Genomic DNA, 12312 nt, shown 5'->3' with positions numbered 1-12312 from the left:
CTCCGGTGCCACCGCCACCCGCGCCGCCACGCCCGCCGCCGGCCCGCCGAGCGGCGGCGGCCCCGCCCATGACGCGTCCACCGAAACCGGCGAAGCTCCCGGCGACCGCCCCGATCCGGCTGCCGGGGACACCCCCGCCGACGGGGACGACGCCGAGGAGCGCGCCGCGCTCAGCCGGCGGATGTTCGTCGCCCGAGGCGTCGCCGTCGGCGCGACCGCGGTCGCCGTCTCCACCGTCGGCTACGGCGTCTGGGCGGCACGGCAGCTCGCCACGAAACACGTCACCGTGAAGCTGGTGAACCTGCCCGCCGCCTCCGAGGGCTACAAGATCACCGTCGTCGGCGACATGCATCTGAGCGCGGTCCTCGGCCGGGCCCACTGCGAGCGGGTGGTGGCGGCGGTCAACGCCACGGAACCGGACGCGGTGGCCATGGTCGGCGACCTCGTCGACGCCTCGGTACCCGACCTGCGTTCGGCCGCCGCACCGCTGGCGGACCTGCGCACCGTGGACGGGGCCTTCTTCGTCACCGGCAACCACGAGTACTACGTTGGCGCCCAGCCCTGGGTGGAGCACGTCCGGCAGCTCGGCATGATCCCGCTGGCCAACAGCCGGGTCGAGCTGGAGGCGGGCTTCGACATGGTCGGCGTCAACGACCTCGCCGCCGACACCGTCGACGGCGAGGACGGCCCGGACATCCCCGCCGCGCTCGACGGGCGCGACCCGCAGCGCCCCGCCGTCCTGCTCTCCCACCAGCCGGAGTTGATCCACCGCGCGGTCGAGCATGACGTCGACCTCGTCCTCTCCGGCCACACCCACGGCGGCCAGGTCTGGCCCGGCCCGATCATCGCCGCGTGGGCCAACCCGACCCTGGCCGGGCTGGAGCGCTACGGCGACTCGCAGCTGTTCGTGACGCGCGGCGCCGGCACCTGGGGCCCGCCGGTGCGGGTCGGCGCCGAGCCGGACATCACCGTGCTGCACCTCTCCCGCGCCTGACCGACCCCCGACCGACCTGACCGCCTCTCACAGACCGACCGGTCCAGCCCCGCCACGGCCGCCGGAGGGGCCCGTACACCCCGTCACGGGCCCGTGCGGGCCACACCGGCCCGCGCCGAAAGAGCGGACGGGGCCGTCCGAGTGGAACGAATTCGACTTCCCGTCTTCTGCGAGTCAACTATTCGGGCCACCCTGGTGTCCTTTGATAACGACAAGGCAACGTCCGGCGAGCGGCGTCCGGCGCGAGAGTGCGGCGGCGTCGTCGGACGCGCGGACCGGATGGGAGTGTGGGGCATGACGGAATCCCTGTCACAGGGCGCGGCGCGGGGCGTCGCGGAGGAGGCGGCCGGGGCGGACACACCCGCCGCCGAGGAGGACGGGCGGGTGGAGGCCGGCGCCGCGGCGCTGGTGATCCGCGGCACGGTCCGCGACTCGCTGGGCGTGGCGCTGCCGCGCGCACTGGTCACCCTGACGGTCTCCGGGGTGGGCGGCCGCCAGCTGAGCAAGACCCGCAGCGCGGAGGACGGCGCGTTCGAGGTGACCGCGCCCTCCTGCGGCGACTACCTGCTGTCCGCCTCCTCGCCCCAACTCGGCGAGGAGAGCGTGCTGGTGCGGCTCGACGGCCGACCGGTCGAGGTGGAGTTCCGGATCACGGTGCCCGGAGTCGGGTAGCCGTCCGACCACGCGCCGAGTTGTGGCCGGTCCGTTGTCCCCCGGCTGGTGCGTCCGCGACCCCCCTGTGATTGGCTGGCCCCCGCGCATAGGTCCGAGGCAAGAGAGGCAACCGTAGTGCGAGCGTTGGGGGCCAAAAAAGGCATAGGCATTGGCCTTGCCGTAGGTCTGGTAGTCGTTGCACTGGGAGGGTGGCTTCTCCTCCGGTCCAGCGGGGACAGTAACGAACCGATCGTGGTGGGAGTCACCGACCGGGTGGACTCCCTCGATCCGGCGATGTCCTACGGGGCCGGTTCCTGGGACCTCTACAGCAACATCTATCAGGGGCTGCTGACGGTCAGCACGGGCTCCGAGGAGCCGGTGCCGGACGCGGCCGAGAGCTGCGAGTTCACCGACAACGCCTATCAGGTGTACCGGTGCACGCTGCGCTCCGATCTGAAGTTCACCTCCGGCCGCAGCGTCACGCCGGAGGACGTCAAGTTCTCCATCGAGCGCATCCTCACCATGGGCGAGCGGGCGGCCGCCGACCGGGCGGACGAGTCCATCCCGGAAGAGGAGAAGTTCAAGTTCAGCGGGCCCTACGGCCTGTTGAGCGGCGTCGAGGCCATCCGGGTGGACGGCCAGGACGTCGTCTTCGAGCTGGAGAACCCGGAGGTCACCTTCCCGTTCGCGCTGGCCGGCGGCGCCGGCTCCATCGTGGACCGCGAGGAGTACGAGCTGGACGAGGCCACCACGGACCTCGCCGTCGGCTCCGGTCCCTACCGGCTGGTCGAGTTCGAGGACGCCGACGAGGAGTCCGGCCGGGCCGGCAAGGCCGTGCTGGAGCCGAACACCGACTACAACGGCGCGCTCCAGGCGAGCGACTACCCGGTGACCATCCGGTTCTACGCGGACTCCGCCTCGCTCCAGCAGGCGTGGGAGGCACGCGAGATCCACCTCAACGGCGGCCGGATGGAGCCCGAGGACACCCAGCAGGTGGACCGCAACGACCTGGACATCCGGTACTCCGAGACGACCGGTCAGAGCATCCGCGCCCTGATCAGCAGCACCGCGTCCTCCTCCCCGCTGAACGACGAGGACGTCCGCCGGGTCATGGCGACGCTGCTGGACCGGGACGCCATCGCCCGCGACGTGCGGCTGCACACCGTCGAGGCCGCGTACTCGCTGATCCCGGTCGGCGTCACCGGACACGGCACGCCGTACTACGACATCTACTCGTCGGAGAACCCCGACGACGCGGTGGACGACCTGATCGCCGGCGGCGCGAGCCTGCCGATCGACATCACGATCGGCTACTCCGGCGCGGTCAACCAGGCGGAGGCCGAACTGGTCGCGCAGCAGCTGGAGGCCGACGGCGTCTTCGAGGTCGAGGTGGAGTCCTTCGAGGTTCCCGGCAAGATCATCGAGGCGTTCGGCAAGGGCGAGGTCGACGCCTACCTGGTGGGCTGGCGGCCGGACTTCGCCGACCCGGACACCTACACCCACGCCCTGCTGACCGAGGGCTCGATCCTCGGTCACGGCAAGAAGAACGGCGAGATCGACGAGCTGATCTCGCAGACCCGCAGCGAGGTCGACCGGGGCAACACCGGCGAGCTGTTCCGCGAGATCCACCGCCTGGCTGCCGAGGACGCGGTGGTCATCCCGATCTGGCAGGACCGCAACTTCGTCATCGCGGACCGCGAGATCACCGGCCTGCAGCATCTGCGGGACGCCGGTGGGCAGTTCCGCCTCTGGGAGCTCCAGCGGCTCTGAGCGCATCGGCTGCCGTAGCGACGAGCAGCGCCACACACGACGGCCCCGGCACCGCGAGCAGCGGACCGCCGGGGCCGTCGGCGTGCCCGGGGTGGGGCGTGCGGACGGGGGTGTGCACGCCCCGGGGTGTGCACGGCCCCCGGGCGTCGAACAGGGGCGCTATTCGGCCAGTTACCGGCAGTCCGTGAGCCGGCCGGACACCGGAACGCGCCGCCTCCCGACCGCAATGCACCGATTTCGCCACCGCCCGCTCGCGCCCGTCGCCACGGCCGCGGGCCTTCCGGTGCTCTCCGGGACCGTGCGATCCTGGCCGGATGGCACGATTCCGGCTCACCGTCCCGCTCCGCGCCGCCCCGTTCACGGAGTTGGCCGGGCTCAGCGCGCTCCTCCACGACGTGGCCGAACACACCCGCGTCGGCGACGACCGGAGGCTCGTCGCGGAGGACGGCCGCACCGTGCCCGACCTGGAGCTGGACGCGGGAGACCATCTGCGCCCCGGCGCCCGCTACCTGGCCCCCGACCCCGCCACCGGCGAGGACGCCGACTTCACGGTGCGCGCCTGGGAACGCCACCGGCAGACCGCGATCGACTTCACCGTGGGCGAGTTCACCGGGGAGTTCCGGCTCACCGCCGCCGACGACCCCCAGCTGCTGACGGTCGACGGCGCCGTGCCCCCGCCCGAGGCGGGCCGCTTCCGGCGGCTGCGCACCCTGACGGCGAGCCTCCGCCTGGACCTCGACGCCTGGTTCCGCGCCGACGGCACCACGGGGGCCACCGCGCGGCTCGACCACCCGCTGGCACGCGCGGCGGTGGAGTTCGCCCCGGACATCCCGGGCGGCCGCGGCGAGGAGTCCTGGCAGACCCGCGTCACGGTCACCGTCGGCGGCCGTGGCGTGCTGCGGCCCTTCCTCGCGGTGCCGCTGCTGGTGCTGCGCCCGCTGTTGCGCCCCCACGTGGACCGGGCGGTGCGCCAGGCGGCCGAGGAGTGGAACTCCCACTACCAGCCCTGGCTGCTGCTGCCCGAGGCGCGCCAACGGCAGGAAATCCTGGACGAGTTGTGCGCCATCCCCGACGACCCCGAGCACACCACCTCCCCGGGCGCCGACCCGGACGGCGATGGGCCGGGCGCCTATGCCCGGGACACCTGAGGTCAGCTCTGCTGGAGCAGCGGCAGTGTCGCCAGGCGCTCGTCGATCTCGGCCGCGACGAACTCCGGTACGGGTGCCTCCCGTTTGACCTCCGGCCAGGAGGAACGCAGAGCGTGGGTCGTCTCACGGACGGTCTCGCCGACGGTCTCCGGGGACATCCCGAGTGCGGCGGCGAGATGGCGGAAGTGCTCGGTCCGGACCAGGTGGCTCTTGTCGGTCCCGCCCAGGGGGAAGGCCAGCTTGTGGTCGGCGCCCGGGTAGGCGGTGACGCAGACCAGGTCGTAGGCCGGAGACAGCTCCGCCCGTCTGCCGCCCGGGTAGCGCAGGGTCCAGTTCTTGAGGTGCGCGTCGGCGTTTCCCATCGCCACCGCCGCCACCAGGCGGCGGACGTACTCGACCGCGTCCCGCGAGGGGCAGACCGAGGCGATCACTCTGCCGATGCCCTCGTAGGTCGCCCTGTCGTACTTCGCCTCGCTGGCGACCTCGCGAACCTGCGCGAAGTCCTCCTGGTGGACCGGGCCCGCAGCGGTCCGGTCGAAGCGCCGCACCGCCAGGACGTGCTGGCCCGGTTCGACCAGCCCGTCGGGCAGATTCCGGACATCGGCGGCCGGTACCAGCCTGGTCTCCGGGACATCGATACCGGCGAGACCGGCCCACCCGAGCATGGCGAACTCGTGGCCGGGACGGACGGGAACCGCTGGTCGGGCAACTTGACGATCCAGTCACCCTGTTCCCCGGTGGTCGGCAGCACCAGGGCCTTCCCCTCGTACCGCATCGAGAACTTCGGCTGGACCCCGGCCAGCGAGAACCGCAGTGGATGGTCGTGCGCGCAGGCGTCGGAGGGCTCGTGGTCGGGAAGGCCGTCGAGGGGCGCGTCCGGTACCACCCGTACCGCCCCCGGCAGGTCCTCGCCGAGGTGGCACAGGAGCACGAAGTCGTGCACACGCTTCTTGCCGAGTTCGGTGGCGACGAGGTGTCGCAACCCGCTGCCGGTCTCCGGCAGGAGGTTGGCGAACCACTCCGGTACGCTGCCGCTCGCCGTCCGGCGCTTCCGGGGGTTCCGCTCGAAGCCCTGGCCCAGCACCGGGTGGTCCGGCGCCAGGTCCGTGTACTCGAACCAGGTGTTTCCGTCGTGGTACCCGAGCACGCCGACGCGCCGGTCCCCGAGAAGGACCGAGGCGGTGATGTCACGCTGCATCGTGATCTCCCCAGATGTCGTCGGGCTGGTCGAACCACGCCTCGATCTCCGGTCCGTCGGCGAAGCCCCAGAGCGCCATTCGCTGGACGTGACCGGAGATCAGTTGGGTCAGCGCGATCTCCCTGCGCTTCAGAAAGCGCTCGTGGTCGCCGCGAGCCAGCAGGGAGAGGGCTGTGTCGTCCACGCAGTGGGAGGCGGCCCCGGATTCGTCGGCCCCGGATTCGTTCCCGCCGCCCAGCAGCAGGGAGCCGATCGATTCAGCGACGACGGGGTGCGCGATCCGGTTCGCCAGCCCCCGCCCGCCTCCGGGCATGATCTCGCGCAGTGGGCGTTCGTGGCCGTCGAGCATCGTCTGCAGCAGCTCCGGCTGGTCCACTCGCGTCCCTCGGGGATAGTGGTCGCCGTCGGCCTGATCGAGGTCGGTGAGCAGAACCGGGCGGGCCGAGAGCAGCCCGAGGACGTTGATCCGTCCCTGTGCGCGGTTCAGCGCGGCCTGCGTCAGATCCGGTCGCCAGTTCTCCCCGCCTGGTGGGAGGAGCGCGAGCAGCCGGCCCGCACTGGCCACCGGATCGTCGGCGACCGCCGTCGCGTTGCGCCGCAGGGCGACGGTGTTCCCCTGAGGGGCGGCCCCGACCACCGCACCGCGCCAGATCCAGCGCCGCAGCAACTCCGCGCTGCGTTCGTCGGGTCTGCCGAACAGCGCCACGAAGCGCGTCAGGACCGGCGTGAAGAGCGCGTAGGGAAGCAGCCGCAGGTGGGGGATACCGGCCTCGGTGCGGAGGAAGTCCACCACGACGCGGAGCGCCTTCTCCGTCCGTGCGAACGCGTCCTGCCGGTCCGCGTCGTCGCGGAACTCCTGCCGGAAGTCGCGGTCGACCTTGCCGCCCCTGACGGCCATGACGCTCTGCATCAGCACCTGCTGGGAGAAGTCGCCGAAGCGGAAGCCCGCGGCCCGCACTCGCAGCGTGTCCAGGTCCGACGGCTGGACGTCCAGCGGTGCCGAATGGAGTGCCTGGAAGATCTCGGCCCGCTTCAGTGCCTTGCCGAAGGTGTTCATCCGGTCGAAGATCTCCCGGAGGGCCTTCTCGTCGTCGCCCTCGATCTCGTACATGGGGATCTCGTAGGTGCGGATCGCGGTGGTCACCGCGTCGCACAGCTCGAACTCGTGGTCGGAGAGCCAGGGGCGCGCCCGTTGCCAGGCGAGGAGCCGCCGGTTGTCGGCGGCCACCCAGACGGGGAGCCAGTGTTCCCGCGGCCGGTGTGAGTGGGGCGAGGAGAGGAACTTCTCCTCGCGCAGGTCGTAGAAGATCCGGAACCGGCGGTCGACCGTCTCCTCGGAACCGGTGAGCGCGCCCACGAGGGTGGTGAGGCGCTGCTGCCCGTCCACCACCCACAGGGCGGCGGGCTGCTCGGGGGCGTCGAAGGTGGTCTCCCCGATCGAGACCTCGGCGGCCGGCGCGGGCTTGCGCCACATCAGCAGATTGCCGATCGGATACCCGCGCAGGATGCTGTCGAACAGCCGCTCGGCGTCGGAGGCGTCCCAGCGGTAGGGCCGCTGGAACGGCGGGATCCTGATCCGCCCGTCCCGTGCCCAGTCCACCAGCTGCGGCGGCGCGACGCGGCTTACCTTGGGCTGGGTCACTCCGGCCATGGCGCGCTTCCGGAGGTGTCCGGGGTGCCTGGGACGGCCGCGGCGTGGAGCCTTCGGGCCGGTGTCACGTGTGTCATCGCAGTTCCTTCAACGGCACGCCGTCCTCTGTCGTCCACGCCTTCCAGCCGTTCTGCTGGTTCCCGGCGATCATGGTCGCGGCGCCGGACGGTGTGCTGTGGACGCTACCGTCATCGAGCCGCAGTTCGCCGGTGCTCAGCACCACGGCGTGGTGTTCCTGCTTGAGGTTGCGCCGCTTCCACACGAGCCGTTGTCCGGCGCCGAGCCGGCCGTCGGCGAGCAAAGGGATCAGGCTCTGGTCGCGCTGCGACGTCCCGGCGGGATTGGGCGCGGAGGTCTCGGACGGCGGCAGCCCGAGCAGCTTTCTCAGGGTGCTGTTGGGAGTGTCGACGAACGGCTCCGCCCTGCTCTGCAGTTCGGCGAAGACATCGTCGTCGACCCGGATCGTCCGACTCATGACTCTCACTCTCGCTGGCTCAGACTGTGACAGTCGAAACTGTACAGTAGAAAACCTGAGCCGGCCGAGTCGGCGCCCTCAGAAGAGCTTGCCGGGGTTCAGGATGCCCGCCGGGTCGAAGACCTTCTTCAGGGCACGCTGCAACTCGACTCCCTCCGGGCCGAGTTCGCGGGCAAGCCACTCCTTCTTCAGCACGCCGACGCCGTGTTCGCCGGTGATGGTGCCTCCCAGTTCCAGGCCCAGCGCCATGATCTCGTCGAACGAGACGCGGGCGCGCCGTGACTCCTCCGGGTCGGCAGCGTCGAAGCAGACCGTCGGATGGGTGTTGCCGTCCCCGGCGTGGGCGCAGACACCGATGGTCAGTCCGTGCCGCTCGGCGATCCCGGCGACCCCTTCCAGTAGGTCGGCGAGCCGGCTGCGCGGCACGCAGACATCGTCGATCATCGAGCTGCCCTTGACCGCGTCGAGAGCCACCAGCGCCGACCGGCGTGCCGCCAGCAGCAGTTCGGACTCGGCCACCGTCTCGGCCGGAACGACGGAACTCGCGCCGGCGGCCGTGCACAGGGCAGCCAGTGCCGCCAGGTCGGCACCGGGATCGGTGCTGTCGGAACCGGCCAGGAGCAGCGCCTCGGTGGTCTCCGGCAGCCCCATGCGGGTCAGCGCGTTGACCGCCCGTACGGTCGTGCCGTCCATCAGCTCCAGCATGGACGGCAGATGGCCCTCCGCCATGATCGAGCACACCGCGTCCCCGGCCGCCCGCGCCGAGGGGAACTCCGCCGCCAGGACCAACTGCGGTGGGGGAGCGGGCCGCAGCGCGAGAACCGCGCCGACCACCACGCCGAGGCTGCCCTCCGAGCCGACGAACAGCCGGGTCAGGTCGTAGCCGGCGACGCCCTTCGCCGTCCGGCGGCCGGTGCGCAGCAGCCGCCCGTCGGCCAGCACCACGTCGAGCCCGAGGACGTACTCGGCGGTCACGCCGTACTTGACGCAGCACAGCCCGCCGGAGCCGGTGCCGATGTTGCCGCCGATCGTGCACTCCTCCCAACTGGAGGGGTCGGGCGGGTAGGTGAGGCCGTGCGCGGCGACGGCCCGGGTCAGGTCGGCGTTGACCACCCCCGGCTCCACGACCGCGATCCGGTTGACCGGGTCGATCTCCAGCACCCGGTCCATCCGGGTCAGGGACAGCGCCACGCAGCCGTCCGTCGCGTTGGCGGCGCCGGACAGCCCGGTCCTCGCCCCCTGCGGCACGACGGGGACACCGAGCGCGCTCGCCGTGCGCAGCACATGCCGCACCTCCTCGACCGTGCGCGGCAGGACCACGGCGGCCGGAGCACCGGCGGGGCAGAAACTCGCCTTGTCGTGGGCGTAGGAGGCGGTGACATCGGGGTCGGTGAGGACCGCCGCGGCGGGCAGGCCCTCGTGCAGACGTGCGACGAGGTCGTCCATCGCCCCAGCCTGGCACCGGCCGCCGGGGCGCGAAAGACCACGCACCGCCTACGGGCGGCCTCTCGCCCGGTTGCACCCGGGACGTCGGTCTCCCGGCGGTGGGCCCGGTGGCACGGGCCGGGTCGGCTCATGTGTGCGGGTCGGGTCATGTGTGGTGGCGTGGTGGCGTGGGGCGGGTGATGGTGAGGTGGGTGGTGGGTTTGAGGGTGAGGCGGGTGTCGGCGTCGAGTTCGAGGCGGGTGAGGCCGCCTCGGTGTTCGGTGAAGGTGACGCGGGTGGTGTCGCCGCCGAGGGTGAGGTAGTCGCCGATGCGGATGTGGTCGGCGGGGAGGCGGAGGGCGTGGGCGCGGAGGTGGGTCATGGCCGGCGGGTCACCGACTTGGCGGCCGGGTGCTGCCGCAGGGCGTTGTTGAGGGTGGTGATGTCGTCTCGGGTGAGGTTGCCGAGGTGGACGAGGTAGGCGTGGCGTCGGCAGCCGTCGCAGGGGTCGAGGACGTCGATGTCGTCCAGACGGACACCGAGGTCCTTGATGTGGTTGAACAACTCCCTTGCTGCGTCTTCGAGTTCTTCGCGGTCGGAGTTGGCGAAGCTGATGTCTTCGAACATGGGTGTCCCTTGGTTGTGGCGGGTGTGGGGCTGGTTCAGAGGGCGCGGAGGAGGCGCCGGGTGGTGGCGTCGCGGTGGATGGGCCGGGCGGAGAGGGAGTAGAGGATCTCGATGTCCCGGCAAACACCGTGGATGCGGTCCGGGCCGCAGGCGTTGGCGCTGATCGGCTGCCCGTTGGCGAGTGCGGTGAGTTGGATGCGCTGGTAGGCGTGGTCGGCGGCCCAGTCCCGGAAGATGTCGGCCGTGGCGCCGACGGGCGGGGCGTGGCCGAGGGCATCGGCCAGGCGCAGTGCCTGGTCGCGCAGCCAGGCGAGCGCGTGCTCTGGGCTGTGGGACCGCTGGGCGCTCAGGCGCCAGGTGTCGGTCAGGTCCACGGACCGTGCGACCGCTTCGCACCAGTAGCCGTCGACGTACCGCCCGGCGCTCACGAGCGGGGCTCCACGAGGTACGGGGTGGAGCTGAGTTCGCGGTAGCCAGTGTGGTCGGGGTGGTCCTCCCAGTGGAAGACCACCCACATCATCGCCGCGTCACCCGTCTCAGCCCTCGGGCCCATCTCCTCGCACACCTCACACTGCGCACGGAACACCAACGGCCCACGCGTCGGCACAAGCTCGAACCGGGCGAACCGGTAACCGCCGCTCACCGCTGCCTCAACTCCTTCAAGTGCGCCTCATCTTGCGGCCCAACTCCTGTGATAAACGTCGGAGTTCAACGGTCGTGATATCCAGCTCCTCGTCGCTCGGAACTGGCGGAGCCTCCGCCTCACCCTCCGCGCCGGGCCCGGTCACCCGTCGTGGTCCTTCTGGCGCTGGTCGATGAAGACGCACGGCTCTGGCACCGAGTAGTCCACGACAACACCGAGCCCGGCCTGCGTTTCGTCAGCATCCGACGTTCCCCACTCGCGAGCCTCGGCCGTTCTCTCTGCCATGGCGGCCTGCCTCCATCAGGTTGCCCATGCCCCGGACCGGCCTCGTGGTCTCGGGGGTACTTCGCAGCAAATTCAACTCCCCACCGCTCGTATCGGCACCGGGTTCGCCGTTGACCAGGGTCTGTTGACTGTTGACTGCTCTATCCTTCGATCCATGGACGCCGAAGAGATTCAGGCAGCTATGGCGAGGAAGGCTGTCAGCCTGCGGGAGATGGCTCGAAGGACGCACTACGACCCCGCATACATCTCGCGTGCGTTACGCGGTCTGCAACGCCCTTCGAGCACTCTCCTCGCAGCGATGGCGAACGCTCTCGGCGTGACGGAGGAAGATCAATACGTCGACCATGCTATGAAGCACCCGGGACGTATTGATGGCACCGCCGTTGAAGCATTGGCCACCGCTCTGGCAGCTCAGCGCCGTGCGGATGACGTGGTCGGACCGCTACCGCTCCTGCCCGCCGCCGAAGCGCACCGGGAATCGCTGCTGACACTTCTCCGCGACGCCAGGGGATCGCACCGTGACGCACTATGCGCCGTAGTCAGCGAGGCCGTGCAGTTCTGCGGGTGGCTGAACATCGAAACTGGCAAATATGAACGTGCTGTCATTCTGCTGAATGAAGCGGTCGAGCTTGCTGACGAAGTCGGTGACGGATCACTGGCAGCTCAGGCACTCAACCTCAAGGGAAATATTGCCCGCCAGATGGGGAACTGGGCGGCAGTGCATCGATGGTTCCTCGGGGCCTACATGTCCGAATCGGCACGACGTCAGAGAGTGGTCAACGGGGCGCAAGCTGCATCCGCCCTTGCGGTACTCGGCCGCCGCCGCGAAGCGGAGAGGCTCCTCAGCGACTGTGAGAATCTGCGAGACAGGGCAGCCGATGAAGTCCCTCCGGGAACTGCTTACTGGCTCACTCCTGAATGGATGTCGCTCCCACTGGGCCACGTGCATCTCGGACTGGGTCGGCATGAACACGCAGCCGAGCACCTGACGACAGGACTCGACAGCCTCCCACCAGAACTCCGCTACGCACTGTGGACCCGCGAGGCTCGCGAAGCGCTGGCGCAGGCCAGAGAGCAGGCATAGCGCTGCCACTTGAGTGGGTTCTTTCCAAGTTGTCCGGAGTGTGGACCCAGCGGATTACCATCGGAGGCGGGCCGCAGCGCCCTCACAGGACAGCCCGTTTCCGTGGTTGAGCAACGACGAAAGGGCACAGCGTGACCAGCGAACCCATGCAGCACTGGGTCAAGTCCTCCTACAGCAACAACGGCGGCTCGTGCGTCGAGTGGGCCCCGCAGGTCGCGTCCACCACCGGCACGGTCCCCGTCCGCGACTCCAAGAACCCGGCCGGCCCAGCCCTCGCGGTCCCGGCCGGCGCGTTCGCCGCGTTCGTGACCGGCGTCAAGACGGGTGAGATCGCAGCCTGACCGCGCAGCCCGCACGA

15 protein-coding genes and 1 pseudogene are annotated in these 12312 nt (G+C 70.6%); 6 read left to right on the top strand and 10 right to left on the bottom strand.

The genetic code is table 11. From position 1 onward, the window contains the following. The 4 genes from E0D90_RS06310 to E0D90_RS06295 all read left to right on the top strand — a co-directional run. A partial coding sequence (locus E0D90_RS06310; RefSeq protein ID WP_130796925.1) for a metallophosphoesterase occupies positions 1-994 on the top strand: 994 nt, incomplete at its 5' end. Positions 995-1288: 294 nt separating this feature from the next. Next, positions 1289-1666 (top strand): carboxypeptidase-like regulatory domain-containing protein, encoded by a 378-nt coding sequence (locus E0D90_RS06305; RefSeq protein ID WP_130796924.1) that lies wholly within the window; start codon positions 1289-1291, stop codon positions 1664-1666. 234 nt (positions 1667-1900) lie between these two features. Then, positions 1901-3418 carry an ABC transporter substrate-binding protein gene (locus tag E0D90_RS06300; RefSeq protein WP_103503618.1) on the top strand — a complete coding sequence of 506 codons (1518 nt, stop codon included), beginning with the start codon at positions 1901-1903 and terminating at the stop codon, positions 3416-3418. 314 nt (positions 3419-3732) lie between these two features. Further along, positions 3733-4566, top strand: a complete 834-nt coding sequence (locus E0D90_RS06295; RefSeq protein WP_130796923.1) for a hypothetical protein — start codon at positions 3733-3735, stop codon at positions 4564-4566. Positions 4567-4568: 2 nt separating this feature from the next. Here E0D90_RS06295 and E0D90_RS27635 read toward each other — a convergent pair whose 3' ends face one another. The 10 genes and pseudogenes from E0D90_RS27635 to E0D90_RS26485 form a co-directional block, all read right to left on the bottom strand. Beyond that, a complete protein-coding gene (locus E0D90_RS27635; RefSeq protein WP_265415938.1) occupies positions 4569-5231 on the bottom strand; it encodes a type II toxin-antitoxin system HipA family toxin in 663 nt (220 codons plus the stop codon). 278 nt (positions 5232-5509) lie between these two features. Then, positions 5510-5764, bottom strand: a pseudogene (locus tag E0D90_RS28470) (HipA N-terminal domain-containing protein); the annotation flags it as partial. Beyond that, positions 5754-7415: a DUF262 domain-containing protein gene (locus E0D90_RS06285; RefSeq protein ID WP_130796922.1), complete on the bottom strand. Its 1662-nt coding sequence runs from the start codon at positions 7413-7415 to the stop codon at positions 5754-5756. The gene E0D90_RS06285 and the pseudogene E0D90_RS28470, both read right to left, overlap by 11 nt. Positions 7416-7488: 73 nt before the next feature. Next, positions 7489-7890, bottom strand: coding sequence for a DUF4357 domain-containing protein (locus tag E0D90_RS06280; protein WP_130796921.1), 402 nt, complete (start codon positions 7888-7890; stop codon positions 7489-7491). 78 nt (positions 7891-7968) lie between these two features. Next, the gene (locus E0D90_RS06275) at positions 7969-9336 is read right to left on the bottom strand and encodes an FAD-binding oxidoreductase (RefSeq protein ID WP_130796920.1); all 1368 of its coding nucleotides are present in this window, start codon (positions 9334-9336) and stop codon (positions 7969-7971) included. A 145-nt stretch (positions 9337-9481) separates the two neighbouring features. After that, positions 9482-9697, bottom strand: coding sequence for a hypothetical protein (locus E0D90_RS06270; RefSeq protein ID WP_130796919.1), 216 nt, complete (start codon positions 9695-9697; stop codon positions 9482-9484). Further along, positions 9694-9942 (bottom strand): hypothetical protein, encoded by a 249-nt coding sequence (locus tag E0D90_RS06265; protein WP_130796918.1) that lies wholly within the window; start codon positions 9940-9942, stop codon positions 9694-9696. The genes E0D90_RS06270 and E0D90_RS06265 overlap by 4 nt, the downstream gene beginning before the upstream one ends. A gap of 35 nt (positions 9943-9977) precedes the next feature. Further along, the gene (locus E0D90_RS06260) at positions 9978-10370 is read right to left on the bottom strand and encodes a hypothetical protein (RefSeq protein WP_130796917.1); all 393 of its coding nucleotides are present in this window, start codon (positions 10368-10370) and stop codon (positions 9978-9980) included. Beyond that, complete coding sequence (locus E0D90_RS06255; protein WP_130796916.1) at positions 10367-10585, bottom strand: DUF7848 domain-containing protein; 219 nt, start codon at positions 10583-10585, stop codon at positions 10367-10369. Before E0D90_RS06255 ends, E0D90_RS06260 begins: the two co-directional genes overlap by 4 nt. A gap of 141 nt (positions 10586-10726) precedes the next feature. After that, positions 10727-10870 carry a hypothetical protein gene (locus E0D90_RS26485; RefSeq protein WP_157996818.1) on the bottom strand — a complete coding sequence of 48 codons (144 nt, stop codon included), beginning with the start codon at positions 10868-10870 and terminating at the stop codon, positions 10727-10729. A gap of 154 nt (positions 10871-11024) precedes the next feature. Here E0D90_RS26485 and E0D90_RS06250 point away from each other — a divergent pair, with 154 nt between their 5' ends. Further along, complete coding sequence (locus tag E0D90_RS06250; protein WP_157996817.1) at positions 11025-11954, top strand: helix-turn-helix domain-containing protein; 930 nt, start codon at positions 11025-11027, stop codon at positions 11952-11954. Between the two features lie 146 nt (positions 11955-12100). Beyond that, positions 12101-12295, top strand: coding sequence for a DUF397 domain-containing protein (locus tag E0D90_RS06245; RefSeq protein ID WP_130796928.1), 195 nt, complete (start codon positions 12101-12103; stop codon positions 12293-12295). Positions 12296-12312 lie beyond the last annotated feature (17 nt).

The sequence above is a fragment of the Streptomyces otsuchiensis genome (assembly GCF_004305975.1).
Classification (GTDB): domain Bacteria; phylum Actinomycetota; class Actinomycetes; order Streptomycetales; family Streptomycetaceae; genus Streptomyces; species Streptomyces otsuchiensis.
Note: the sequence above shows the minus strand (reverse complement) of the source record. Positions and strands in the feature narration are given on the sequence as shown.